The 25107-nt window shown below is 30.1% G+C and carries 26 protein-coding genes and 3 other annotated features; of the genes, 15 read left to right on the plus strand and 11 right to left on the minus strand.

Annotated features, from left to right (window positions below; translation table 11 throughout):
* Positions 1–19 precede the first annotated feature (19 nt).
* A complete protein-coding gene (locus tag ABDZ93_RS13365; protein ID WP_343826905.1) occupies positions 20–286 on the minus strand; it encodes a hypothetical protein in 267 nt (88 codons plus the stop codon).
* A gap of 283 nt (positions 287–569) precedes the next feature.
* Positions 570–800: a binding site (T-box leader), on the plus strand.
* Between the two features lie 66 nt (positions 801–866).
* Here ABDZ93_RS13365 and trpS point away from each other — a divergent pair.
* Positions 867–1865, plus strand: a complete 999-nt coding sequence (gene trpS / locus ABDZ93_RS13370) for a tryptophan--tRNA ligase (protein ID WP_343826906.1) — start codon at positions 867–869, stop codon at positions 1863–1865.
* 59 nt (positions 1866–1924) lie between these two features.
* Here trpS and ABDZ93_RS13375 read toward each other — a convergent pair whose 3' ends face one another.
* Complete coding sequence (locus tag ABDZ93_RS13375) at positions 1925–2509, minus strand: AAA family ATPase (RefSeq protein ID WP_343826907.1); 585 nt, start codon at positions 2507–2509, stop codon at positions 1925–1927.
* 303 nt (positions 2510–2812) lie between these two features.
* On the opposite strand from ABDZ93_RS13375, the gene ABDZ93_RS13380 reads away from it, so the two are divergent.
* Together ABDZ93_RS13380 and ABDZ93_RS13385 are read left to right on the plus strand one after the other, a co-directional pair.
* Positions 2813–3343, plus strand: a complete 531-nt coding sequence (locus ABDZ93_RS13380) for a hypothetical protein (protein WP_343826908.1) — start codon at positions 2813–2815, stop codon at positions 3341–3343.
* 289 nt (positions 3344–3632) lie between these two features.
* Entirely contained in the window at positions 3633–5228 is a 1596-nt protein-coding gene (locus ABDZ93_RS13385) for a peptide chain release factor 3 (protein WP_343826909.1), read from the plus strand.
* Positions 5229–5266: 38 nt separating this feature from the next.
* Here the strand turns inward: ABDZ93_RS13385 and ABDZ93_RS13390 are convergent, their stop codons facing one another.
* Complete coding sequence (locus tag ABDZ93_RS13390; RefSeq protein ID WP_343826910.1) at positions 5267–5398, minus strand: hypothetical protein; 132 nt, start codon at positions 5396–5398, stop codon at positions 5267–5269.
* A 287-nt stretch (positions 5399–5685) separates the two neighbouring features.
* Between ABDZ93_RS13390 and ABDZ93_RS13395 the strand changes: the two genes are divergently transcribed.
* The 11 genes from ABDZ93_RS13395 (at position 5686) to ABDZ93_RS13445 (ending at position 16241) form a co-directional block, all read left to right on the plus strand.
* Positions 5686–6255 (plus strand): ECF transporter S component, encoded by a 570-nt coding sequence (locus ABDZ93_RS13395; protein ID WP_343826911.1) that lies wholly within the window; start codon positions 5686–5688, stop codon positions 6253–6255.
* A gap of 174 nt (positions 6256–6429) precedes the next feature.
* Entirely contained in the window at positions 6430–6696 is a 267-nt protein-coding gene (locus tag ABDZ93_RS13400; RefSeq protein ID WP_343826912.1) for a metal-sensing transcriptional repressor, read from the plus strand.
* A gap of 13 nt (positions 6697–6709) precedes the next feature.
* Positions 6710–9145: a heavy metal translocating P-type ATPase gene (locus tag ABDZ93_RS13405; protein WP_343826913.1), complete on the plus strand. Its 2436-nt coding sequence runs from the start codon at positions 6710–6712 to the stop codon at positions 9143–9145.
* 277 nt (positions 9146–9422) lie between these two features.
* Positions 9423–9626: a heavy-metal-associated domain-containing protein gene (locus ABDZ93_RS13410; RefSeq protein ID WP_343826914.1), complete on the plus strand. Its 204-nt coding sequence runs from the start codon at positions 9423–9425 to the stop codon at positions 9624–9626.
* A 289-nt stretch (positions 9627–9915) separates the two neighbouring features.
* Positions 9916–10326, plus strand: a complete 411-nt coding sequence (locus tag ABDZ93_RS13415; protein ID WP_343826915.1) for a P-loop NTPase family protein — start codon at positions 9916–9918, stop codon at positions 10324–10326.
* 67 nt (positions 10327–10393) lie between these two features.
* Positions 10394–10617 (plus strand) — a binding site (T-box leader).
* 269 nt (positions 10618–10886) lie between these two features.
* Positions 10887–12116: a tyrosine--tRNA ligase gene (tyrS, locus tag ABDZ93_RS13420; RefSeq protein ID WP_343826916.1), complete on the plus strand. Its 1230-nt coding sequence runs from the start codon at positions 10887–10889 to the stop codon at positions 12114–12116.
* Positions 12117–12216: 100 nt separating this feature from the next.
* Positions 12217–13854 (plus strand): hypothetical protein, encoded by a 1638-nt coding sequence (locus ABDZ93_RS13425; protein WP_343826917.1) that lies wholly within the window; start codon positions 12217–12219, stop codon positions 13852–13854.
* Between the two features lie 16 nt (positions 13855–13870).
* On the plus strand, positions 13871–14137 hold the full coding sequence (locus ABDZ93_RS13430) for an EscU/YscU/HrcU family type III secretion system export apparatus switch protein (RefSeq protein ID WP_343826918.1): 267 nt from the start codon (positions 13871–13873) through the stop codon (positions 14135–14137).
* A gap of 41 nt (positions 14138–14178) precedes the next feature.
* Positions 14179–14868 carry a metallophosphoesterase gene (locus ABDZ93_RS13435; RefSeq protein ID WP_343826919.1) on the plus strand — a complete coding sequence of 230 codons (690 nt, stop codon included), beginning with the start codon at positions 14179–14181 and terminating at the stop codon, positions 14866–14868.
* A gap of 102 nt (positions 14869–14970) precedes the next feature.
* Positions 14971–15759, plus strand: a complete 789-nt coding sequence (gene yjbM, locus ABDZ93_RS13440) for a GTP diphosphokinase (protein ID WP_343826920.1) — start codon at positions 14971–14973, stop codon at positions 15757–15759.
* Positions 15760–15830: 71 nt separating this feature from the next.
* Positions 15831–16241: a carboxypeptidase-like regulatory domain-containing protein gene (locus tag ABDZ93_RS13445; protein WP_343826921.1), complete on the plus strand. Its 411-nt coding sequence runs from the start codon at positions 15831–15833 to the stop codon at positions 16239–16241.
* Positions 16242–16277: 36 nt separating this feature from the next.
* Here the strand turns inward: ABDZ93_RS13445 and leuS are convergent, their stop codons facing one another.
* From leuS to ABDZ93_RS13470, 5 genes are all read right to left on the minus strand, one after another.
* Positions 16278–18716 (minus strand): leucine--tRNA ligase, encoded by a 2439-nt coding sequence (gene leuS, locus ABDZ93_RS13450; RefSeq protein ID WP_343826922.1) that lies wholly within the window; start codon positions 18714–18716, stop codon positions 16278–16280.
* Between the two features lie 65 nt (positions 18717–18781).
* Positions 18782–18986: a binding site (T-box leader), on the minus strand.
* A gap of 67 nt (positions 18987–19053) precedes the next feature.
* Positions 19054–19560: a hypothetical protein gene (locus ABDZ93_RS13455; RefSeq protein ID WP_343826923.1), complete on the minus strand. Its 507-nt coding sequence runs from the start codon at positions 19558–19560 to the stop codon at positions 19054–19056.
* Between the two features lie 12 nt (positions 19561–19572).
* Positions 19573–20193 carry a J domain-containing protein gene (locus ABDZ93_RS13460; protein WP_343826925.1) on the minus strand — a complete coding sequence of 207 codons (621 nt, stop codon included), beginning with the start codon at positions 20191–20193 and terminating at the stop codon, positions 19573–19575.
* Entirely contained in the window at positions 20186–21058 is an 873-nt protein-coding gene (locus ABDZ93_RS13465; protein WP_343826926.1) for a DUF5685 family protein, read from the minus strand. The genes ABDZ93_RS13460 and ABDZ93_RS13465 overlap by 8 nt, the downstream gene beginning before the upstream one ends.
* The gene (locus ABDZ93_RS13470) at positions 21058–21606 is read right to left on the minus strand and encodes a class IV adenylate cyclase (protein WP_343826927.1); all 549 of its coding nucleotides are present in this window, start codon (positions 21604–21606) and stop codon (positions 21058–21060) included. The genes ABDZ93_RS13465 and ABDZ93_RS13470 overlap by 1 nt, the downstream gene beginning before the upstream one ends.
* A 165-nt stretch (positions 21607–21771) precedes the next feature.
* Here ABDZ93_RS13470 and ABDZ93_RS13475 point away from each other — a divergent pair, with 165 nt between their 5' ends.
* A complete protein-coding gene (locus ABDZ93_RS13475; protein ID WP_343826928.1) occupies positions 21772–22812 on the plus strand; it encodes a nucleoid-associated protein in 1041 nt (346 codons plus the stop codon).
* A 46-nt stretch (positions 22813–22858) separates the two neighbouring features.
* Here ABDZ93_RS13475 and fba read toward each other — a convergent pair whose 3' ends face one another.
* The 3 genes from fba to ABDZ93_RS13490 all read right to left on the minus strand — a co-directional run bounded on the left by fba (position 22859) and on the right by ABDZ93_RS13490 (position 25028).
* Positions 22859–23806: a class II fructose-1,6-bisphosphate aldolase gene (gene fba / locus ABDZ93_RS13480; RefSeq protein ID WP_343826929.1), complete on the minus strand. Its 948-nt coding sequence runs from the start codon at positions 23804–23806 to the stop codon at positions 22859–22861.
* 113 nt (positions 23807–23919) lie between these two features.
* Positions 23920–24300 (minus strand): DUF4363 family protein, encoded by a 381-nt coding sequence (locus tag ABDZ93_RS13485; protein ID WP_343826930.1) that lies wholly within the window; start codon positions 24298–24300, stop codon positions 23920–23922.
* A gap of 17 nt (positions 24301–24317) precedes the next feature.
* The gene (locus ABDZ93_RS13490) at positions 24318–25028 is read right to left on the minus strand and encodes a DUF421 domain-containing protein (protein ID WP_343826931.1); all 711 of its coding nucleotides are present in this window, start codon (positions 25026–25028) and stop codon (positions 24318–24320) included.
* Between the last annotated feature and the right edge of the window lie 79 nt (positions 25029–25107).

Raw genomic sequence — 25107 nt, forward strand, 5'->3', positions numbered from 1 at the left:
TGGCAATTCCTATATTTTACTATTTAGTTGGAGTGTTTTTATTTATTGATTCTAAGGGTTGATCTTCGAAATTTAGAAGATCCGATTCCTCGTTATAGGTATAATCAAATTCTGCATTAGAAATGTTATTTGCCACAATTGAATCTACAACATGATTTGGAAGTAGCACATAATCTTTTAGAGAATATGCTTTTATAGGTTTTGTACTAGCATCTAAAAAGTCTCTTTCGTTAGGACCGTAAGGCTTTGACTCATTAGTCTTATTAGAATTATTTTTTGAATCCATATAAAATACCTCCTTAAAGTAAGTGGTGATTTATTATAAATTTTGTATTAAATATATTAAAGTATTCTAATGTATTTAATATGTTTAGTTTGCTTCAATATAGCAAATAAATACTAGAAATTTATGGATAATTCATATGATTCTAATTTGAATAAAGATAATAAATTTAGTAAGGTTAAAAATAGATGAAATCATAAAAAATAGAATAACAATTTCTAATATTGACATAATATAATATTAGAATTATAATAATTTTAACGTAATATAAAACAAATTTATTATTAATTGATCGGTGAGGCGAAGTAAGTAGTATTAAAAACAGATTTTCAGAGAGTGATAGATGGTGAGATTATCGCAATTATGCTTAATATGAATGGGTCGCTGAGATGTTGGGTGAATTTAAAGTAGTCTAGCACGGATGCTCACGTTATAGAGCTAGGATATGTTTGTATCTGATAGAGGTGAGATTTTATTATCTCAAGATAGGTGGTACCGCGTTATTTATGCCCTATGGATTTATTCCATAGGGTTTTTATTTATAACTAAATGGAAGTCTTTATAGATTGAAAGGAGAAAAAACATGGAAGATAAGAAAAAAGTTATGTTAAGTGGAATTAAACCTTCGGGTGATTTAACACTAGGAAATTATTTAGGAGCTATAAAAAACTGGGTAAAATTACAAGATGAATATGAATGTTATTTCTTTATTGCAGATTTACATGCAATTACAGTAAGACAGATACCAGCTGAACTTAGGAAGCGAACTTTAGAAGTTCTTGCAATTTATATTGCTGCAGGAATAGATACAGAGAAGAATACATTATTTGTACAATCTCATGTACCAGCTCATTCTGAAGCTGCATGGCTTTTAACTTGCTATAGCTATATGGGAGAACTAAGTAGAATGACTCAGTATAAGGATAAATCTAAAAATAGTGGAGAAAGTATAGGGGCAGGATTATTTAGCTATCCAGTTATAATGGCTGCTGACGTATTATTATATCAAACAGATGTAGTACCGGTTGGAATAGATCAAGTACAACATCTAGAGTTGGCAAGAGATATAGCTGACAGATTCAATAAATTATACAGTCCAACATTTAAAATACCTGAACCATATGTAGGCAAGGCTGGAGCAAAAATAATGGACCTTCAAAATCCAGAGAAAAAGATGTCTAAATCAGAGGAAAATCCTAATGGATATATTTTAATTTTAGATCCACCAGAGGTTATTAGAAAAAAGGTTTCAAGAGCGGTCACTGATAGTATAGGTGAAGTTAGATATTGTGATGAACAACCTGGAGTTAAAAATCTTATGACTATTTTAAGTACAATTGAAGGTATGTCTATGGAAGAAATAGAAGAAAAATATAAGGGCCAAGGTTATGCTCAATTTAAACAAGATGTGGCAGAAGCTATAGTTAAAGAACTTGAACCAGTTCAAAAGAGAGTTAAAGATCTTTTAGATAATAAAAGTAAACTGGAAGCAATATATAAAGCAGGAGCTGAAAAGGCAAATTATGTGGCTACCAAGACTTTAAGAAAGATGCAAAAGAAAATAGGATTAGTTCAATATTAATAATAAAGGTACTATATATAAACCATAATTTATTAGGTTATATATAGTACCTTTTCAGTTTATTTAGATTCAGTATCACTGGCTACTTCGGTATTTATGTTTAAGATATCAAGGACTTGTCTAGCTCTTTCCTTTGTAGAACCTGTAAGGGGTGTATAGGAAACAGCCTCTGTTTCAAGGAAAGAAAGGATTGCACTATCTACTGCTTTTGCAATTTCCTCATCTTGCCATCTTACACCATCTTTTGAATATCCAAATTCTCTTCCAACATAGAATACATAATCATAGTTTTGAATATCCTTAATAGCAAGACCATACAAGTCTTTTAAAATTTCAATCTCTTTTACACTGCGGGTTTTATTGCCTAGCATAAAACGAGCATATATATAAGGGACAAAGGTAGCATAATCAGTTATTGCATAGTCAAAGGAAGAAAGCTCAGCTTCTAACTTAAATTGGCCAAGATAAATTCCATATTGCTCTGAAATTGTTTCAATCATGCCCTTTTCTCTTAAATAATCAGTGCTGTATTCTGAAGCACAGCCTACATTTAATCCAGCAATTTTCATATCTACATAAAGTTGTTGCATAAGAGTGGTTTTACCACAACGTGGTCCACCTAAAATAGCTACTCTAATAGTCATAATCACAGCCTCCATATTCTAATAGGCTTTAATTATAACAAGTTGTAAAGGATTTTTCAATAAAGTACGAATAAAAAGACTAATGTTAGAATAAACATACATGGTTATAAGATGAATAAAGTAAATAAAGGAAAGTATATAAATTGTAATATTTCCTTAATGAATTTATAAGATTTTTAATTTATAATATAACTATAGTATAATTTTAAATATAGTATAATTTTAAATATAGTATACTTATTAAATAATTTAAATTATAATTAATTAATACTTTATTATTATAATAATAATGGGGGTGATTAAGTGGATAGAAAAATCTATGTCGTATTGACACAGACAGGAACTTTTTTTTCAAGAGCTATAAAGCTATATACTAGATATAATTACAATCATACATCTATAGCCCTAGACAAGGAATTAAAGCAATTATATAGTTTTGGAAGAAGAAAAATATATTTTCCACTTCATGCTGGCTTTGTAAAAGAACAAATTGATGGAGGAATATTTAAGCTATATAAAAGGACAACCTGTAGAGTTTATGAATTAAGTGTTACAGAAGATGAATATAATGAAGTAAAAGAGATTATAGATCGATTTGAGAGTGAACATGATAGATATAAGTATAATTTTTTAGGAATTCTAGCTATAATGCTACACATTCCTTATCAAAGAAGGTATCATTTTTTATGTTCACAATTTGTCGCATATGTATTGAAAGAAGGTAAAATTATAAACTTTGATAAAGATGTATCTTTAGTAAAACCAGAGGATTTCGATGCTATAGAAAAAGGACAAGTAGTTTATAGTGGCTTATTAAGTCATTATGCTTACTAAAACTATGATTATATATTTGAGGAATTATATTTTATTATTTTAATATTTACTACAATGGCAGTAAGATAACCATATCTTACTGTTTTATTTTTATGGTAATTAATTAGAAAATGTCAAATTAAATATGATGCTTAAACTAGAATTTTAGTAGTGCTTTTTACGGAGGTACATATAAAATCATTAATAATATTTGTGTTTATATTAATTAATATGGTATTATATAAAATGTGTTAAAAAGAGATACTATATAATGAAGATAATTTTAAATTTAAATAAAGGAGTTAAAGTAATGATTGATTATATAAAGGAGATAGAGAAAAGAAGAACCTTTGCTATAATTTCCCACCCAGATGCTGGTAAAACTACACTTACTGAAAAGTTACTTTTATATGGGGGAGCAATCAGACTAGCTGGGTCGGTTAAGGCAAGAAAGACATCTAAGCATGCTGTTTCTGACTGGATGGAAATTGAGAAGAAGAGAGGAATTTCCGTTACATCTTCGGTAATGCAGTTTGAATATGAAGGATATTGTATAAATATATTAGATACCCCAGGACACCAAGACTTTAGTGAAGATACATATAGAACTCTTATGGCTGCAGATAGTGCAGTAATGGTTATTGATGGAGCAAAAGGGGTGGAGGACCAAACTAGAAAGTTATTTCATGTTTGTAGTATGAGAGATATCCCAATATTTACGTTTGTAAATAAGATGGATAGAGAAACTAGAGACCCTTTTGAACTTATGGAAGAGATAGAAAACGAGTTAGGTATAAAATCATATCCAATAAACTGGCCTATAGGTACAGGAATGCACTTTAAGGGTGTTTATGATAGAAATAATAAGCAGATTCAAATTTTTAAAGCTGGAGACCATGGACAGTTAGAAGTAAGTGAGACTATTATAGATTTAGAAGATGAATCAGCTGTTAGAGAGGCTATAACCGATAGTTTATATGAAAAATTACTTGAGGACATAGAATTATTAGATATAGCTGGAGATGCCTTTGATGAAGAAAAGGTGAGAGTTGGAGAACTTACCCCTGTATTTTTTGGTAGTGCATTAACTAACTTTGGTGTAGAACCATTCTTAGAGAACTTCTTAAAGCTAACTACAGCTCCATTAGGAAGAAATTCTGATATTGGAAAGATAGAAGCTAAAGATGATAAGTTTTCTGCTTTTGTATTTAAAATTCAAGCTAACATGAATAAGGCTCATAGAGATAGAATAGCTTTTATGAGAATATGTTCAGGTCAATTTGAAAAAGGTATGGAAGTTTATCATGTTCAGGGCGGAAATAAAATAAAGCTAGCACAGCCTCAACAATTCTTAGCTCAAGACAGAGAAATTGTTGATAATGCTTATGCTGGAGATATTATAGGAGTCTTTGATCCAGGTATATTTAGTATAGGAGATACTCTTTGTTCACCAAGTAAGAAGTTTAAGTTTGAAGGAATTCCAACCTTCGCACCAGAACACTTTGCAAGGGTTAGAACTGTAGATACTATGAAGAGAAAACAGTTTATAAAAGGGGTAACACAGATAGCTCAAGAGGGAGCAATTCAAGTATTTAAAGAACTTCACATAGGAACGGAACAAATCATAGTAGGAGTTGTAGGAGTTCTTCAATTTGAAGTTTTAGAATTTAGACTAAAAAATGAATATAATGTAGATATTAAAATGGATATGCTTCCATATAGAAATATTAGGTGGATTGAAGCTTTAGAAGGTAAAGTTGAAGATTTAAGTTTAACAAGTGATTCTAAAGTTGTTAAAGATATTAAAGATAGAGACTTGCTTATATTCCAAAATGATTGGGGTATTAGTTGGGCTTTAGATCATAATAAGGGCTTAGTTTTATCTAATATAAGTAAAGGTGAATAATAAAAAAATTCCTCAAATTTGTTTGAGGAATTTTTTATTTAGCTATTAAATTTATTTCTCACAGTGAAGTATTCTTCTATGTAGTCCATGGCAATAGTTAGAAGAGCTACTGCAATTATTAAATTAATTAAATTTCCTCCCATAACAAAAAATAAACCAATTAAAACCATCAATAGTAAAAAGCTACCAAACCAATGAAGGTACATCATATATGTCAATCCTTTCTACATCTAAGTAATGTAATAAGTTATATCTTTTGACTATTTTCTCAAAACATATAGGATTATAAGATCTGAAAATCAAAGGTAAAATTATTTTGTGTAAAATATTTAATATTATTCTTTTATATCAAAAAATAATGTTGAAATTCTTTAGATTTAATGTATAATTTAATTGTATGGATACTGAATTTAATGTATGGGTACAATGTTGAAATAATCATAAAGGGGGACTTTAGATGAAAGAAAAGGCATCAATAAAAGCATCGAGAAATAGTTTTAGCACTAGTGGAATAGTTCAAATAGGACTTATGGCAGCGTTAACATATATCGCAACTGCATTTATAGCTATACCAGTAGGAGACAATGCAGTTTTGCACATAGGGGATGCAGTACTATTTTTATGTGCCATCTTACTAGGAAAGAAAAGAGGAGCAGTAGCTGCCGCTATAGGTATGACATTTTTTGATTTGTTTTCTCCATATTATATATGGGCGCCATTTACATTTGTTATAAAAGGAGTTATGGCATATATAGCAGGAGCTATAGCATATAGAAGTGGCTTTGAAGGAGAAAAATTTTGGAATAATTTATTTGCATTCATTGTGGCAGGAATAGTTATGATCTTTGGATATTTTCTTGCTGGTGGCTGCTTAAATCACTTTGTATATGGAATGCCAACTATTGGACAAGGGTTTGTGGTAGCTTTAAAGGACATACCAGCTAATATTCTTCAAGTGGTAGGGGGCATTGTTATAGGATTACCGCTTTCTATATCATTAAAAAAATATTTGGCTAAATATTTATAGATGAGTTAAGCATCACTAAAAGTGATGCTTTTATTTTTAATTTTTGGGCAAACTAAATTAAAATACACTTAATAATTACGATTAATAAAAAAATATAATTTTATGTGTTGACAAAATACAAAACTAACACTAATATATAGGTATACCCCCTGAGGGGGGAGGGGAGGTAGAAAGATGAGTGAAGAAAGAAAAAAAGCTTTGCAATCGTTAAAAACGGCAAGGGGTCAGATAGATGGAATCATAAAGATGATAGAGGAGGGGAGATATTGTATCGATATTTCTAATCAAATCTTAGCATCTCAAGCTTTACTAAAGAAATCCAACTTAGAAATCCTAAAAGGTCACTTAAATCATTGTGTTAAAGACGCAGCAATAAATAATAATATGGATGAAAAGATTGTGGAAATAAATAATATATTAGAAAAGATAATTACAAAATAAAGAAGGTGAAAATATGAATAATAAATCATTTAAAATAGAAGGAATGACTTGTTCTGCTTGTGCAAATAGAGTGGAGAGAGCAATTAATAAGTTAGAGGGTGTTGAAAGAGCAAATGTAAATTTTGCTACAGAAACTTTAACTGTAGATTTTAATAATGAAAAATTGAGTTCTCAAAAAATTGAAGAAGCCGTAGTTAAAGCAGGATATGGTGTAAAGAAAAATGTAAAAACCTATGATTTTAAAATAGAAGGTATGACTTGTTCTGCCTGTGCTAATAGAATAGAAAGAGTAACTAAAAAACTAGAAGGTGTAGAAAATTCTACAGTAAATTTTGCTACAGAGAAGCTTACAATAAAAGTTGATGAAGATAAAATATCTTATGGTGATATAAGAGCAGCGGTAGATAAAGCTGGATATAAGTTAATTAAAGAAGAGGATAAAGATAAGGAAAAACAGGGAAAGGAAAAAAACGAGGCTAGTAGATTACTCACAAGGTTTATAGCTTCCCTAATTTTTACAGTTCCACTACTGATAATAACAATGGGACATATGGCAGGAATGCATCTTCCAGCTATAATAGATCCTATGGCCAATCCGTTAAACTTTGCATTAATTCAGTTGATACTAACATTACCAGTAATGATAGCTGGATATAAATTCTATAAGGTAGGACTTAAAAATCTAGTTAAACTAAGTCCTAATATGGACTCACTAATATCTATAGGAACTTTAGCTGCATTTATATATGGAATATTTGCTATATATAAAATAATGCAAGGGGATCATGAGTATGCAATGCATCTATACTTTGAATCTGCTGCAGTTATATTAACTTTAATAACCTTAGGTAAATATCTAGAAGCAGTATCTAAAGGTAAAACATCCCAAGCAATAAAGGCTTTAATGGGGTTAGCTCCTAAAACAGCAACTATAATTAGAAATAACAAAGAAATTGTGGTACCTGTAGAAGAGGTTATAGTTGGGGATATAGTACTAGTTAAACCAGGTGAAAAGTTACCAGTAGATGGAGAAGTTATAGAAGGAAATACATCTATAGATGAATCAATGCTTACAGGAGAGAGTATACCTGTTGAAAAATCTATAGGAAGTAGCGTAATAGGAGCTAGTATTAATAAAACAGGATTTATTAAATATAAGGCAACTAGGGTTGGTAGAGATACTGCTCTTGCACAAATTGTTAAGTTAGTAGAGGATGCACAAGGTTCAAAAGCACCTATTGCTAAACTAGCAGATGTTATATCAGCATACTTTGTACCAATAGTTATTGGTCTTGCTATAATTGCTTCAGTAGGTTGGTTGATTGCTGGTGAAACACCTATATTTTCTCTTACTATATTTATTGCAGTATTAGTTATTGCGTGCCCATGTGCATTAGGTCTTGCTACTCCAACTGCCATTATGGTTGGAACAGGAAAGGGTGCTGAAAATGGTGTTTTAATTAAGGGTGGAGAAGCGTTAGAGACTACTTATAAATTAAAGACCATAGTATTTGATAAAACAGGAACTATAACAGAAGGAAAACCAAAGGTTACTGATATTGTAACTAATGGAGAGGCAAAAGAGGAAATTCTTGTGTTAGCGGCTAGTGCTGAGAAAGGATCTGAGCATCCACTTGGTGAAGCTATTGTTAAAGATGCAGAAGAAAAAGGTTTAAGTTTAAAAGCAATTGATAAATTTAATGCTATACCGGGACACGGTATAGAGGTAGAAATAGATAGAAAAGATATTCTCTTAGGAAATAAGAAGCTTATGGTGGAAAAGAATATTAACATTTCAAACTTAGATGAAATTTCTGATAGATTAGCTTCGGAGGGAAAAACACCAATGTATATAGCTATAGATGGAAATCTTGCTGGAATTATAGCTGTAGCAGATACTGTTAAAGGAAGTAGTAAAAATGCTATAGAAAGTCTGCATAAAATGGGCATAAAAGTAGCTATGATAACTGGAGATAATAAGAGAACAGCAGATGCCATTGCAAAACAAGTTGGTATAGATATAGTATTATCTGAGGTTTTACCAGAGGATAAAGCAAATGAAGTTAAGAAGCTTCAAGCAGGTGGAAATAGAGTAGGTATGGTTGGTGATGGTATTAATGATGCTCCAGCTCTTGCTCAGGCAGATATAGGAATAGCAATAGGATCTGGAACAGATGTAGCTATTGAATCAGCAGATATAGTTCTTATGAGAAGTGACTTAATGGATGTAATATCAGCTATAAAACTAAGCAAAGCAACGATTAAAAATATAAAGGAAAACTTATTCTGGGCCTTTGGTTATAACGTCTTAGGTATACCGGTAGCTATGGGAGTATTACACATTTTTGGTGGCCCATTATTGAACCCTATGATAGCTGCAGGAGCTATGAGCCTAAGCTCAGTATCAGTATTATTAAATGCATTAAGACTTAGAAGATTTAAAGCTTAATATATCTATATTAAATTTTCTCTATGGAACTATAGAAATATACAACTATATAACTATATAACTATTTAAATAGTTGTTCTGTTCATGCAGGTTTCAAGGTAATTGGTAATTTTAATGATAACATTAAATTATAAACAGAGTTCTTAGCTTTTATGAAGCTTTAGAAATCGTTATCCAGGGACGTAGCAACTCTTAACTTCCACTTTTAAGAAGATGGTAGTATTAGAGCTGGTGGTCATCGGATAAATATTAATAAATATTTTAGGAGGATAAAGGTATGAAAAAGAAAATATTAATTGAAGGAATGAGCTGTAAAAACTGTGTAGCTCACGTAAAAAATGCTTTAGAAGAGTTATCTGGAGTTTCAGAAGTAGAGGTTAATTTAGAAGGAAAATATGCTTTAGTAGAAGCTACTGAAAGTGATGATGTTTTAAGAGCTACTATAGAAGAAGAAGGGTATGATGTTGTAGGTATAGAGTAAAAATTAACATCAAATATATAACAGTGAAATAATAAAATGTCTTAAAGTTTACTAGATTTTAATGAAAGTAAACTTTAAGGCATTTTTACTATTTATGATTTTTAAACAATTATATCTAAGATTAATTTCTTATGTGTATAAAATAATAATAATGTACTAATTATTCACATATAATTAAAATAACAGAAATATATAAGTTGATAGGAACTATTGATAAAATATTCTGAATATTATATAATATAACTATTAAAGTTAATGTATTTTATTAAAAAGTTTGGGGGCGTTTAAAATGATTCAAGTATTTTGTAAAGAAAAAGGCTCTGGGAAAACAAAAGCATTAATGAATTTGGCTAATTCAAAGGTAAACAGCTCTAAAGGAAATCTAGTATATATAGATGATGATACTAGAGGGCTCCTACGCATTCATAAGAACATAAGGTTTATATGTTCGAAAGACTTTAATATTCATAATTACAAAGATTTTTATGGTTTTATATGTGGCATAATATCTAAGGACTACGATGTGGAGAGTATATTTATAGACGGTATTTTAAGTGACATATGTAATGATGCAGATGATTTCAACTCAATATTAAATAAATTAGAATATTTATCAGAAAAATTTAAAGTTGACTTTTATGCCAACGTTAGTTGTGAAGAAAATAATATACCAGATACTATTAAAAAATATGTTGTTTAGAGAAAATTAGTATTTACTCTTGAAAAATGATAATAATAATAGTAATATGTATTTAAAATAAAATATAGTAAAGACGATGAAGAAAAGAAGTAATTAAATGAATTTTAAAGAGAGCTGATGGTTGGTGTAAATCAGTAAAGGATTTTAATGAAATACATTTTAGAGTCTTAGGTTGAAGTAGTAGTAGGCTGTTACGGGTTCCTAACGTTATTAAGGAAGAGAATAATTTAGACGCTTTAGAGAGTTTAAATTATAAATTTGGGTGGTACCACGGAAATTTTCGTCCCTAGTATATTTATACTAGGGACTTTTATTTTTCTTAATTTATTAAATTAATATTTATTTTAATATTATAAGTTTTAAAATAATGATACAAAATTACAAAGGAGTAAAGACTTCTAAGTAATCTGCATTATGAAAAAATAAAAGTTTATAGAAGTTTTATATAGCTAGCATAAACCATATAAACTGTATAAATAATATAATTAATTATATGTAAAAAAGGAAACTATAGCCGAAAGTTAAAGCAAAATAAAAATTAGAATATATTGGAGGAAACTATGGAAAATCGTAATGTATATGACGTTCTTAAAGAACGTGAATTTTTAAAACAATTAACCCATGAAGAAGAAATGAAAGAAATACTTGCAAAGGAAAAGGTAACCTTTTATATAGGCTTTGATCCTACAGCAGATAGTCTTCATGTAGGACACTTTATAGCTATGATGTTTATGGCCCACATGCAAAGGGCAGGACATAGGCCGATAGCTTTAGTTGGTGGGGGTACTGCTATGATAGGAGACCCATCAGGTAGAACAGATATGAGAAAAATGCTAACTAAGGAGGAAATTGATCACAATATATCTTGTATCAAAGATCAACTTTCAAGACTAATAGATTTCAGCGATGGTAAAGCAATATTAGAAAATAATGCAGACTGGCTTTTAGATTTAAACTATGTAGATTTTATAAGAGATATAGGATCACATTTCTCAGTTAATAGAATGCTTACTGCTGAATGCTTTAAACAAAGACTAGAAAAGGGATTGTCATTCTTAGAATTTAACTACATGTTAATGCAAGGTTATGATTTTTATGTATTAAACAAAAAATATAATTGTACAATGGAGTTAGGTGGAGATGATCAGTGGTCAAACATCTTAGCTGGAATGGAGCTTATCAGAAGAAAAGAAGGTAAGTCAGCGTATGGAATGACTAATGCACTACTTACAAATAGTGAAGGAAACAAGATGGGTAAAACAGCTAATGGAGCAGTGTGGCTTGATCCTAATAAGACATCACCATTTGAATTCTACCAATACTGGAGAAATATTGATGATGCGGATGTAGAAAAATGCTTACGTCTATTAACATTTGTTCCTATGGATGAGGTAAGAAAACTTTCAGCTTTAGAAGGTTCAGAAATTAACGAAGCTAAAAAGGTTCTTGCTTATGAAGTTACAAAACTTATCCATGGAGAAGATGAAGCATATGGAGCTAAAAAAGCAGCAGAAGCTTTATTTAGTGGTGGAGCAGACATGAGCAATGTACCTACAGTGGAAATTGCTGAAGATATGAAATCAGCTTTAATTCTTGATATAATAACACAAACAGGTATCGTTCCATCTAAGAAAGAGGGAAGAAGACTTATAGAGCAAGGTGGACTTACTATAAATGATATAAAAATAGAAGATGTTAATGCAACATTTAATGAAAGCTACCTAGAAAAGGATGGATATGCCTTAATAAAAAGAGGAAAGAAAAAATTCTATAAATTAGTGTTAGCTTAGTAAAAAAACTCATGAGTATGCCTATGGTATACTCATTGTTTTTGTTATATACTTCACTAAAATGAAAATGATACGATTAGTTTAATAGGGGGTGAAGTGTATGTCAAATGTATGGAAAATTAATATGGTACAAAACTATACAACTAAGGATGATTTTAATAAACTCACCTTTAAAAAAGGAGATTCATTTTCTGCTAGAATTTTAAGGTTAGAGGGAAGTGCAACTGATGTTATAATAAAGTTACTTGATGGAAGGGTATTCCCAGCAAGAGTAGATGGAGAAATACTTCAAGAAAATTTAGATGACTATATGTTTAAATTTCAACTAGATGGATTTGAGGGAGGAAAGTTCCTTCTTAGAATATTGGAATCAAATGTTATAGATAACCTAGGAAACAATGTGGATACAGCTATTAAAGATCCATTAATGGAAGAACTCCTTAAGAATTTAGATTTTCCTGTAGGAAAAGAGGATGTTCCTATATTAAAATCTATGCTTAAGAACAATATTCCAATTACAGAAGAAAATCTTTTAGAAATTAAGGGACTTAAGGAATTTATAGATCAAAGCAACAATTCTCCTAAGGAGTTAAATAAATTTATTGATAAATATATAGAAGCTAAAGGAATACAAAATACTAGTCCTGAAGCTGAACAAATAAAATCAACTTTAGGTAAAGTTTTAAATGAAATTAAGAATTTAAAGATAGATGATATATTTGTTATGAAAGCTCTAGATATAAAGTTAAATGAGGACAGTATTAAAGCTTTTTCGAAGGTTGTCTCTAATCAATACAGTGTTTCACCCGAGATAGAGGAAACTGCTAATGTTATTAAAGAGCAGATTACTGGCAATATTAATAAAGACTCACAAGGAGAAATCAGTGTTAATAAGAATTCAACTTTTCAAGAGGGGGATAAAGTATTTTATTCTGAAAAGGATAAATCTCAAACTATGGCATCAATAAAGGAAAGCTTAGAAAATAAAGAAGCTATATTATCTTCAGAAAAGTTGATAAACAAAGAAGGAAAGTCTTCTAGTGACATTATAAATGAAAGAACAATAGGAATAATTAGTGATGAAGATGATCTGCAGGGAAAAGTGGTATCCCAGAGAAAAGAAGAGGTAGATAGTTCTAATAAACTCTTTAAGCAGCTTAAATCAGAAACCATGATAGATAGGATTATAACTAGTACTATGGTAAAGGAGGAACTAAGGGAAAAGATATCCTTAATAAAAAATAATTTAATGGAAATAATTAAGTTATCTCAGAAAGACCCTAGTACTTTCAGTAATGTGGTTCAAAATCTAGACACTAAGTTTCAAGAGTTTAAGATGTTTAATACTATAAATAATAATTATTATTTTCTCAATGTACCAATGGATATGAAGGATAAAGAATATGATTGTAAGCTTATTATTAAGGATGAAAGAAGTAAGGGTAAGAAGTTAGATACTGAAAATATAAAAATAGCAGCTAGTGTAGCTACTGTAAATATGGAAAAGGTAGATGCTTATTTAACTGTTAATAAAAACTCAGCAACTATCGAAATAGAAAGTGAAGCTGCTTATGTAAAGCTCTTAGAAAAATTTAAAGGAAAGTTAATTAATGATCTAATGGATAGTAAGTATATGTTTAACATTTTTATTAAAGAAAAAAAACATGATTTTTCTTTTTCAAATTGCAGAAATTTTTTTGAAGATGATGATTTCACTACAATCAATACTAGAGTTTAGCTAGGAGTGTGCTTATATGGAAGATAGAAAGAGAAAAAAAGCAGCGGCTTTAAAATATGAATATGGGCAAAATGCTCCAAAGGTTACAGCAGCGGGTATGGGTAATGTAGCTGATAAAATTCTTGAAGAAGCAGAAAAAAGTGATGTACCTATCGTATATAATGATGAATTAGCAGATATGCTTACTAAAGTGGATTTAGATAGTGAGATTCCTTATGAACTTTATGATGTAGTGGCAAAGGTTATAGCTTATGTTATGGAGATAGATAATAAGTACAAATAAGTTTTAATTAAAAGATTATGAAATAGATAGTAGGTGATTAAGTGGCATTATATGCAATTTCAGATCTTCATCTAGCCTCCACAGGAGAAAAACCCATGGATATATTCGGAGAAAAGTGGAGTAATCATGATGAAAAAATAAAAGAGAATTGGAATAGAATTGTGAAGGATGAAGATACAGTATTAGTAGCAGGTGATATTTCATGGTCTATGAATATGGAAAATGGCAGAGGAGATTTAGAATTTATAAATAATCTTCCAGGAAGAAAAATATTTGTAAGGGGAAACCATGACTATTGGTGGACAGGAATTACTAAGCTTAATTCTATGTTTCAGGGAATGGAGTTTATCCAAAATAATTTTTTCGCATATGAGGATTATGCTATATGTGGAAGTAGAGGATGGGTTTTAAAGAACAATCCTAAATTTAATTCCCATGATAAAAAAATCTATGAAAGAGAACTAATAAGATTAAAGTTATCTTTGGATACAGCCATAAAAAGTGGTTATAAAAAAATAATATGTATGATTCACTATCCACCTATATTTCCTAATATGCAGGAAAATGAGTTTTTAGAAATGTTTAAGGAATATGAAGTGGATAAGGTAATCTATGGACATCTTCATGGTGGAGGACTTTTAAATGTTTTTGAAGGAGAAAAAGATGGGGTTGAGTATATTTTAACCTCTTGTGATTATATAGATTTTACTCCTATAAAGATTTTAGATTAATAAAAACTTCAATAAAAGTCATATAAAATAACATAAAATATACCATTATATGATATAATTAAATACGGATTAATAGAATTGGTTAGTAAAGGAATGACATATATGGCAGTTATTGAGTGGAAGAGTTTTTTAATTCCATACGACCAAGCAGTAGAGGAATTAAAAGTAAAGTTTAGAAGTATAAGAAGAGAATTAAGAAAAAAAAATGAATATTCACCTATAGAATTTGTAACGGGTAGGGTTAAAGAGGTTTCTAGTATACTAGAGAAAGCTAATAAATTTGATATACCGTTAGATAGAATTCAGTATGAAATGGAAGACATTGCGGGACTAAGAATTATGTGCCAATTTGTAGATGATATAGATAAAGTAGTAAATATAATACGTGAAAGAAAAGACATGAATATAATTTATGAGAAGGATTATATTACTAATGTAAAATCTAGTGGCTATAGAAGTTATCACATGATTATAAAGTATCCAGTAAATATGGCATCTGGAATGTGTGAAGTCTTGGCTGAGTTTCAAATAAGGACTTTGGCAATGAACTTTTGGGCTACCGTAGAGCATTCTTTAAATTATAAATATAAGCATGCTATACCAATTGATATTAAAGGGAAGCTTAAAAATGCAGCAGATGCTGCCTTTAACTTAGATACAGAAATGTTAGCAATAAAAGATGAGATAAAAGATGCTCAGAAGTTATTTGAGGTAAAGTCTTCCTTAGTAAGTAATATAGTGGAGAATATTTTAACCATATCTTCTATGGGGAAAACTGGAGAGGCATCAAGGTTTACAGAAGAGCTTAATAAATTATTAGAAGTAGGAGATGTATTTGAGCTTACAAGCCTATTAGAAGAAACTAAAAAGGTTCTTGAAAGGTATAAATAAATAAAATTCATTGGTACAAAAGTTTTATATTCCTCATATGATGATATAAGCAATATTAGGTGAGGGATAAAATGAGCGAACAATTAATTAAATTTCAATCAACTACTTATGGAGATAAGTATATAGATGCTAAAGTTGAAACTGGTGATGATAACAGATGTGTTATATATGGTAGAGTAATTGATAAAAATAATAAACCAGTAAGTGATGCTGTAGCAAAGTTAATCATACTTCAAGATCCAAATGACCCATTAAGCATATTACCTATAACACATACTTTTACAGACGAATATGGTCAATTTTTATTTGGTCCACTACCACCAAATAAGACCTATTTAATAAAGATATGGTATGATGATATTTATGTGAGGCCAGTTACCATAAAAGAAAAAGAGGCAAGACATAGTTGCATAACTATAAGAGAAGGTAAAAATTTTGATGATAGTGAGAAGAAATTACCAATAAATCATAGTGAAAAATAAAACAGAGGATTTTTTCCTCTGTTTTTTATAATTATATTAATTTGCTACTATATTTACAAGTCTACCTTTAATAACTATAACTTTTCTTACAGTTTTTCCTTCAAGATTAGCTTTTATTGTTTCATCATTTAAAGATGATTCTTTTATTTCATCCTCAGAAGAAGAAGTTGAAACATTTATTTTAGCTTTAATTTTACCATTGATTTGAATAGCAATTTCTACCTCATCTTTAACTAAAGCAGCCGGATTAAATTCTGGCCATTTTTCATTAAATACGGAATATCCCATTCCAAGGTTTTCCCATTGTTCTTCACTGAAGTGAGGAGCGAAAGGAGCTAAAAGCTTAATGTAATCAACTAACACTTCTTTTAAGAATACAGTATTTTTAATATCTTCATTTAGATATTTATTAAGAGCATTGGTAAGCTCCATAAGTCTTGCAATGGCAGTGTTGAATTGAAGTTTTTCAGCATCCTCGCTAACACCTCTAATTGCAAAGTGTCTCCAATAGTTAAGTTCTTTTTCAGGTGCTTCCATAGCATCTTTAGTAGCTTTATTACAGTTGATTTCTGAAATTGATGTATCAAGAGTTCTTTCTATTCTATCTACAAATCTACCGATAGATTTTAGTCCATCATCACTCCAAGCACCGCCATCAGTGTATCCAAATCCAAACATTAGGTACATTCTAAATACGTCAGAACCATATTCTTTAATGTAGTCATCAGGAGATATTGTATTTCCTTTAGATTTACTCATCTTTTGTCCATCAGGTCCCAGGATTAAGCCTTGGTGAGTTAATGATAGGAATGGTTCATCAAAGTTTAGAAGACCCATATCTCTAAGAGCCTTAGTGATAAATCTTGCATATAGAAGGTGCATACAAGCATGTTCAGGACCACCTACATATTTATCTACTGGAAGCATCTTATTTATTATTTCACTATCAAAAGCTTTTTCACTATTTTTATTATCTGCATATCTTAGATAATAGAAAGATGAGCATACAAAGGTATCTAAAGTATCTGCATCACGGTGTGCAGCACCTCCACACTTAGGACAAGTTACATTTATGAAGTCTTTAGATTTTGCAAGAGGAGATTTTCCGTCTGGTGCAAATTCTACGTTGTATGGAAGTTCTACAGGTAATTGCGCTTCTGGCACTGGAACAGTTCCACACTTGTCACAGTGAATCATTGGAATTGGAGCACCCCAGTATCTTTGTCTAGAAACTAGCCAGTCACGTAGTCTGTAGTTAACTTGTTTTTTACCAAGACCCATTTTTTCAAGCTCTGCAACTACTGCATCCTTAGCTCCTTCTCCCTTAAGTCCATCAAATTTTCCACTATTCATCATTGGACCGTATTCAGTGAATGGTAGAGTATCTCCACCTTCTATAACACTTTCTATAGGAAGATTATATTTTTGTGCAAAAGTATAGTCACGATCATCATGAGCTGGAACTGCCATTACTGCACCTGTACCGTAGGTATTAAGTACATAGTCTCCAACCCATATTGGAATAACACGGTTGTTTATTGGATTTATAGCATATGAACCGGTGAATACTCCTGTTTTTTCTCTAGAAATAGATTGTCTTTCTATATCAGTTTGCTTTGCAGATGCTTCTTTATAATCTTCAACAGCAGCCTTATTTTCTTCTGTAGTAAGCTTTTCAACTAATTCATTTTCAGGAGCAAGAACAACGTAACTAACTCCAAATAAAGTATCAACTCTTGTGGTAAATGTGCTGAATTCAATATTAGAATCCTTAACTTTGAAAGTTACCTCAGAACCAGTTGATCTACCAATCCAGTGTTTTTGCATAGATTTAGTTTTTTCTGGCCAATCAAGATCATCAAGTTTTTCTAAAAGCTCATCTGCATAGTCTGTGATTTTAAGGAACCATTGAGTTAAGTTTTTCTTTGTTACTTCACTTTCACATCTTTCACAATGACCTTCTACAACTTGCTCATTTGCAAGTACTGTGTTACAGCTAGGGCACCAGTTTACTGGAGCATTCTTTCTGTAAGCAAGATCTTTTTCATATAATTTTAGGAATAACCATTGAGTCCATTTATAATAATCTGGTCTACAAGTTACAACTTCATTTTCCCAGTTGAACATTGCTCCCATTGCTTTAAGTTGTTTTTCCATAGTTTCAATGTTTTTATCTGTAGAATCTTTAGGATGTATTCCAGTTTTAATTGCATAGTTTTCTGCTGGAAGACCAAAAGCATCAAAGCCCATTGGTTGGAATACATTATATCCTTGCATTCTCTTCATTCTAGCCCATGAATCTACTGGTCCGTAGTTAAACCAGTGTCCTGCATGTAATTGGCTTCCTGATGGGTATGAGAACATTTCAAGGACGTATAATTTTTTATCCATATTATTTTCATCGAATTTATATAGGTTTGTTTTTTCCCATTTTTCCTGCCATTTTTTATCTATAACAGTTCCATATCTAGCCATAGTAATCCTCCTTGTTTGATAAACATCAAATATTATTTTAAATAAAAAAAGTCTTCATCTCTTATGAAAGAGACGAAAACTATAATTCCGCGGTACCACTCTATTTAGACCATAAAAGGTCTCCCTTGATAATATAACGGTTAAATCCGTACTTGCTTTCAACAAGTAAGCTCCAAGGCAAGTTCATATAAGGCTTATTACTACATTACACCAAGCTGTAGCTCTCTTTAAATAAGTAATTATATTACTACTCCTCATCACTGCAATAAATAATTAAGTTTTTAAAAATTATACATTAAGAGTGAAGTATATGTCAAGGGATTTAAATAATATGTCCTTATATTTTAAATTTTTTAGTTCTCACACTATTTATGAATACTGTAAGAACATAGTCAAATATAAAGAAGGCTACATTTCCACCTACAAACATAATTATTAAAGGATATCGTAGTTCAATAGTAGGCATAAATAATTGTTTATATAAAAGAAATGCTATAAAGGTTATCACATTAAAATAAACTAGTTTTAATATGATTTCTATAGATGTATTTCTTTTTTGCTCTATAAAAAATTTTACTATGCCATAGGGACCAAAGATTATCACATAAAAAAGACAAAGAGTTTTGTCTGGGATTATGAAATAAGCTAATACAGAGGAGCCTATATATACTAATAAAGTAGTTTTCATATCAGTAATAAGTATTCCCAGAGGAATAAGTGCTGAAGCTAAGCCTAATAAAAATAAAGTGTTAAAGGTAATAAAATTAGCGGCATACAAGATAATAAGAGTAAAAGCAATAAGCATACCGCCCTTTGCCATATTCGAAGCCTTATTTTCTTTCATAATAACCTCCTTTTAACAACAACTAATACAATCTCCACCCATACATTCACAACAAGTATCTAACATCCAAATATTTAAGCAAGTATTGCACATATCATTAGAACTATTTCTTTGACCATAATAGGTACTTCTATAGTTATTTTGTGTATGATTTAATTGATTAAGCATTTGTCGATATTCAAAGTTATTAGGCTCCATTCTACAAGCTGTATTTATTAAATTATTCGCGCTATCATACCAACCTTTTCTAAGATGTACAACTCCCATTAAAAAGTTCCATTCAGCAGTTCTATTAGTCATAGCATTAAGTTTCGCTTCTGCGCCGCCTATATTTCCTCTATTAATATCCATTCTAACAGATTGAAGATTAGGATCATTGTAGCTGTTAGAACCACCACCATAGGTTGAGGAAGGATTTCCATAGCTAGAAGATCCATTACTAGTATTACCTTTTTTACTTAATACGTCATAAGCTTCGTTTATCTCTCTAAGTTTTTCTTCTGCTAAATCTTTTAGCGGGTTATTAACATACTTGTCTGGATGATATTGTTTTACTAGCTCTCTATAAGCTTTTTTGATTTCATCTTGAGAGGCATTTTCTTTAACTCCAAGTACTTCATAAGGATTATTCATGTTTTTTGTCACTCCTTGATTTTATAGTTTCTATTTTATTCATAAGTCCTAATTGTAAAATATTAAATAGTAAGTCTTTATTTTTATTTATAGGAAGTTTATCTAAAGCTTCAACGGTGGTATTTGCACTCATTAATAGATTAAATTCAATTCTATTACCTTGATTAATAATTAACTCTTCATAGGATAGGTTTTCAGTATTAAAGGCTTTATTGATAGCGTTAAATTTATGCTTTTCAATATCTTCCTTTAAATCATCAAAGGCATCAATTATATAAATCCATCGTCCTAAATTATATCCTAAATTATATAAATCATTATAAAAGTCCTCATCTTTATAATAGTAAGATATTATAAAAGCTGTTAAAGAAGCAAAAGGGTCACTGAGTTCATCAATAGATATCACATCCTGAGATTTTTCAAGAAAACTTAATTTATTTATATTTTCTTCTATATTCACTAAAATTGGAGATAAATCATCTTTAGATTTATTTATGAATTTTTTTATGTACATAGAAATGAATTTTTTATTTAGAGAATTATCGTCATTATAATCATCTAATAACTTGTAGTAAACTAGAGCTACATTACAAAAAGCTGCATAATCCAAAGCCTTATTATCTATAACCTTAGGCTTCTTTTTCACAGGATGAGCCATACATCTAGTAACTACATACTTATGTTTACTGTATTCTAAACTATCCAAAAGTATACCTAAAAAAGTCATATCATAATTTAAAGTCATTCTACACAAATTAGAAAAGTTATTTTTTATAGATATACATAATCCACAATAGTAAGCTTTAAACATTTCATAGTCTTTAATTTTCAATTCCATCTTATATGGTGTTACATAACCAAACATTATATCCCTTTTACTGATCCTTCCTCATTTAATATTTCAAAGATTGTTTTAGAGGTGGTATCTTCCATAGTATACCCAAGTAAAGCTACAATTTCCTTTATTTCGTCCTCATTCATTGATTCTATTTCTAAATAAGGGAAGGGACAAAAGCTCTTATCGTTTATATCGATTTCAATAAGAGAGTTTTTATATTTATAGCTTTCTCTATGTTTTTTTATAGATTCTACTAGCTCAAGACCTAGGGAAGTGAAGATTTGACTTCCAATGTTACTATTGTCTATAACAATCTCATTCTCTTCCATAACTTTGCATTTTTCTTGGCTCAGAAGTTTTTTAGTAGTCATATAATTTATTACTGCATTATTTAAATTATCTTCCACTATTCTAATTCTAGCATAACCCTTTTTATTTAGCATTCTTCTATCTGGAAAATCATAGAGGTTATTAACTTGATTTTCATCTTTAACTTTTTTACATCCTAAATTATTTAATTTAGATTTTATCTCATCTACATCTATCTTTAAAATTCTAGTTTCCATTTCTTCCAAGGATAACACCCCTTTTTATTTAATGATGACATTATACCTTATGTTTAAGATTATAACAAATTTTATTGATATTGTTAAAAAAAAATATATAATTATTCTTATACGGTTAAAAATCTATAGTAGATATACTAAATACGTGTATATTTAAATTTATGGAGGTAAGTAATGGAATATATAAATGAAATTAATATAAATGAAGCAATTATTCATATTTTAGATAACAATGCTGATGAGCCAGTTTTAAATGAGTATCCCCTAGAGTTAACTGAAGAAGTGTATAATTTTATATTTAAGCATATTCAAAGATGTTTAAAGGATGAAGAGCTTAAATATGCGATTTTTAATAAGGAGAGAAACATTGTAAAGGAAGTATGTCAAGAATATCTAAATGGAGAAAATAGCCTAACAAATGTATCTAAGGAGTTAGCTAGTCAGATGTTTATCTTGATGAGATCAAAAGGAAGTATACCTTCCTGTGATTTGCTTACTGTATCCTTTACTACAGAATATGGAGCGTTTATAGGTGTATTTAAGATGGACTATATTAAAAATTATATGCACAATGTGGAGTTTGTAGATGGAAAGATTGGAATAGATATAGTACCTCAATTTACAGGACTCCCTTCAAGTAGTTCAAGAATACAAAAGTGTGCATTTATTAAGGCTATGGCTAGTGATAACCCCTATGATTTATTAGTTATTGATAAGCAAAGTAAAAATAATAAAGAAAATAAAGAATATGGTACTAATTATTTTATAGACAACTTTTTAGGGTGTACTATCATAGAAAATGAAAGAGATAAGACAAAACAATTTTTAAAGGTAGCAGAAAAGTGGACTCAAAACGCCCTAAATGAAAATGCAGAAAGTCAAGAAATAGTTCGTAGAGAAGTTAAGAAGAGGCTTAGAGAAGAAGATTCTATAGATTTAAATAATTTTGCTGAAGAGGTATTTAAAGGAGATGAGTCGCTAAAAGAAAACTTTAGAACCTTTGCCATTGAAAGTGGTGTAAGTGAAACTGTAGATTTAGATAAGCAATGGGTAGAAAAGAAGCTGAAGAGAGTTAGACTGAAAATAGATAAAGATATAGATTTATATATATCGGAAGAAGCCTATAATGATATCAATAAATTTGAGATTGAAAGAGTAGGGGATGGTAGTATAAATATGAAAATAAAGCATATTATCAATTATACTGAGAAGTAGATGAAAATAAAAAACATGGAATAAAGATTCCATGTTTTATTTTATATTATTTCATTGAATCTATTGAACCTAAAACAGCTGTAATTTTATCTTCTACTAATTGTTGAAGGTTAGTTCTTGCTACTCCAAGATATTTTCTTGGGTCAAACTCACTTGGTTTATCTGCAAATACTTTTCTACAAGAACCAGTAACACATAGTCTTAAGTCTGTATCCATGTTAATTTTACAAACAGCCATAGATGAAGCTTTTCTTAACATTTCTACAGGTACTCCCTTAGCACCTTTTATGTCTCCACCATTTTCGTTGCACATTTCAACATATTTTGGATCTACAGCAGAAGCACCGTGAAGAACTATTGGATATTTTTCAAAACCAGCTTCTTCTAATTTTCTTGTAATTGTTTCAAGTCTTTCAAAGTCAAGTTTAGCTTCACCTTTAAACTTGTATGCACCGTGACTTGTTCCAATAGCTATTGCTAATGAGTCAACACCAGTTCTCTTAACAAAGTCAACTGCTTGATCTGGATCAGTGTAAGTAGCATCTTTAGCAGATACATTTACATCATCTTCAACTCCAGCAAGTTTTCCAAGTTCAGCTTCAACAACCACTCCATGAGCATGAGCATATTCTACTACTTCTTTTGTAAGTCTTACGTTTTCTTCATAATCATAGTGAGAACCATCAAACATAACAGAAGTAAATCCGTTGTCTATGCAATCTTTACAAAGCTCAAAAGAATCGCCGTGGTCTAGGTGTAGAGCTACATCAACTCCACTTTCCTCTACAGCAGCAAGTACCATATGTCTTAAATAAGCTGGTCTCATATATTTTATAGCTCCACTAGAGCATTGAAGTATTACAGCAGAGTTTTGAGCTTTAGCTCCATCTACAATTCCCTGAATTATCTCCATATTGTTAATATTGAAAGCTCCTATAGCGTATTTGCCTTCAAAAGCCTTTTTAAACATTTCTTTAGTAGTTACTAATGCCATAACATTATTCCACCCTTCTATTTATAAGATTAAGTCTATAATTTTATTATAGTTCAAACTTTAGTTAAATGCTATATAGAAAACCACATTTTGAAATCGTAACCAAAAATTTATCAAAAAATGTTTCCTATGGATATAGATTCTAATTCTTTTACTTGGTTAATTAGAGTTTTTACAACATGAATAGATGAAAGAGCTTCATCTTTATTTTTACATTTGGAATATTGACTAAGCTTTATGATTTCACTATAGATATTATCAAAGTCTGTATGATTTAAAAATAAAGTTAAGTTTGCCACATGTCCTTCATAGATATTTAACAATTCAAAAGACAGCATATAGCTTTCATCCCAATTATCATTTACTATGTTTTCTTCTATTTCTGATGAAACGTCTAAAAGCTTATCACAAGTTAATACTATATATTTGCTGGCAAAAAAAAGAATAAATATCATTAGAAAGAAAATGATGCATGTTGCTATCAAATTTTTCATTGTATATGAACTCCTCCTTAACTCTCTTCTTCATTATCATTAGCATCAGTAGTTTCATTTTTAAGTTGAAAGTAGAATTTATGGGTATTTGAATAAACTATTGCAATGAGCACATCTTTATAACTTTTAATATTATTATTAGACAAATTTTCTTCTAACCAATAGTTATCTTTTCCAATAGCCTTAAGATTGATTTTGTTTATAACACCATCCAATATTACTGGCATAGGAAGAGGTTCATCTTCTACTTTTATTTTAAAGTCTTCCCTTGTAGGTGGTTCATAGGCTGTGTAAGGAACTATAGATAGAGAACCATCAGTTTCTAAAATTGCATAATGTATTTCTTGTAAATTAAAATAACCATTTTGTCTAAGCTCACCTAAAAGGTCATCAAGATTATATCTAACTTGCTTTAATTCCTTCACATTTACTAGTCCGTCTTTTATAAGTATACTAGGTTGACCGTTTAGGATAGAGCGAATGTGTTCACTTTTAAGTTCTAAAAAGGAAGTCATTACTTGAAGAAAAACTAAAGTGGTTATAGGAACTATAGCATATATTAGTGGAATCCGATTATCTCCCATGGGAAGAGTGGCAAGTTCAGAAATCATTAACGCAACTACAAAATCTACAGGCTCTAATTGCCCAAGTTGTCTTTTACCCATAACTCGCATAATGAAAATTAAATAAACATATAGTATAACTGTTCTTATTATAAGTATAAACATAAATATCACCTATATTTCTAATATAATGCTAAATATAGTATGCACAGAATACAATAAATTATTTGTGGTTGGGTGGTTT

The sequence above is a fragment of the Clostridium subterminale genome (assembly GCF_039521425.1).
GTDB classification, from domain to species: domain Bacteria; phylum Bacillota; class Clostridia; order Clostridiales; family Clostridiaceae; genus Clostridium_J; species Clostridium_J subterminale.

Excerpts from the sequence above, each read along its gene's own strand:
- ABDZ93_RS13365 (WP_343826905.1), bottom strand. The coding sequence starts at position 286 with ATGGATTCAAAAAATAATTCTAATAAGACTAATGAGTCAAAGCCTTAC.
- trpS (WP_343826906.1), top strand. The coding sequence starts at position 867 with ATGGAAGATAAGAAAAAAGTTATGTTAAGTGGAATTAAACCTTCGGGT.
- ABDZ93_RS13375 (WP_343826907.1), bottom strand. The coding sequence starts at position 2,509 with ATGACTATTAGAGTAGCTATTTTAGGTGGACCACGTTGTGGTAAAACC.
- ABDZ93_RS13385 (WP_343826909.1), top strand. The coding sequence starts at position 3,633 with ATGATTGATTATATAAAGGAGATAGAGAAAAGAAGAACCTTTGCTATA.
- ABDZ93_RS13390 (WP_343826910.1), bottom strand. The coding sequence starts at position 5,398 with ATGGTTTTAATTGGTTTATTTTTTGTTATGGGAGGAAATTTAATTAAT.
- ABDZ93_RS13395 (WP_343826911.1), top strand. The coding sequence starts at position 5,686 with ATGAAAGAAAAGGCATCAATAAAAGCATCGAGAAATAGTTTTAGCACT.
- ABDZ93_RS13400 (WP_343826912.1), top strand. The coding sequence starts at position 6,430 with ATGAGTGAAGAAAGAAAAAAAGCTTTGCAATCGTTAAAAACGGCAAGG.
- ABDZ93_RS13405 (WP_343826913.1), top strand. The coding sequence starts at position 6,710 with ATGAATAATAAATCATTTAAAATAGAAGGAATGACTTGTTCTGCTTGT.
- ABDZ93_RS13410 (WP_343826914.1), top strand. The coding sequence starts at position 9,423 with ATGAAAAAGAAAATATTAATTGAAGGAATGAGCTGTAAAAACTGTGTA.
- ABDZ93_RS13415 (WP_343826915.1), top strand. The coding sequence starts at position 9,916 with ATGATTCAAGTATTTTGTAAAGAAAAAGGCTCTGGGAAAACAAAAGCA.
- tyrS (WP_343826916.1), top strand. The coding sequence starts at position 10,887 with ATGGAAAATCGTAATGTATATGACGTTCTTAAAGAACGTGAATTTTTA.
- ABDZ93_RS13425 (WP_343826917.1), top strand. The coding sequence starts at position 12,217 with ATGTCAAATGTATGGAAAATTAATATGGTACAAAACTATACAACTAAG.
- ABDZ93_RS13430 (WP_343826918.1), top strand. The coding sequence starts at position 13,871 with ATGGAAGATAGAAAGAGAAAAAAAGCAGCGGCTTTAAAATATGAATAT.
- yjbM (WP_343826920.1), top strand. The coding sequence starts at position 14,971 with ATGGCAGTTATTGAGTGGAAGAGTTTTTTAATTCCATACGACCAAGCA.
- ABDZ93_RS13445 (WP_343826921.1), top strand. The coding sequence starts at position 15,831 with ATGAGCGAACAATTAATTAAATTTCAATCAACTACTTATGGAGATAAG.
- leuS (WP_343826922.1), bottom strand. The coding sequence starts at position 18,716 with ATGGCTAGATATGGAACTGTTATAGATAAAAAATGGCAGGAAAAATGG.
- ABDZ93_RS13455 (WP_343826923.1), bottom strand. The coding sequence starts at position 19,560 with ATGAAAGAAAATAAGGCTTCGAATATGGCAAAGGGCGGTATGCTTATT.
- ABDZ93_RS13460 (WP_343826925.1), bottom strand. The coding sequence starts at position 20,193 with ATGAATAATCCTTATGAAGTACTTGGAGTTAAAGAAAATGCCTCTCAA.
- ABDZ93_RS13465 (WP_343826926.1), bottom strand. The coding sequence starts at position 21,058 with ATGTTTGGTTATGTAACACCATATAAGATGGAATTGAAAATTAAAGAC.
- ABDZ93_RS13475 (WP_343826928.1), top strand. The coding sequence starts at position 21,772 with ATGGAATATATAAATGAAATTAATATAAATGAAGCAATTATTCATATT.
- fba (WP_343826929.1), bottom strand. The coding sequence starts at position 23,806 with ATGGCATTAGTAACTACTAAAGAAATGTTTAAAAAGGCTTTTGAAGGC.
- ABDZ93_RS13485 (WP_343826930.1), bottom strand. The coding sequence starts at position 24,300 with ATGAAAAATTTGATAGCAACATGCATCATTTTCTTTCTAATGATATTT.
- ABDZ93_RS13490 (WP_343826931.1), bottom strand. The coding sequence starts at position 25,028 with ATGTTTATACTTATAATAAGAACAGTTATACTATATGTTTATTTAATT.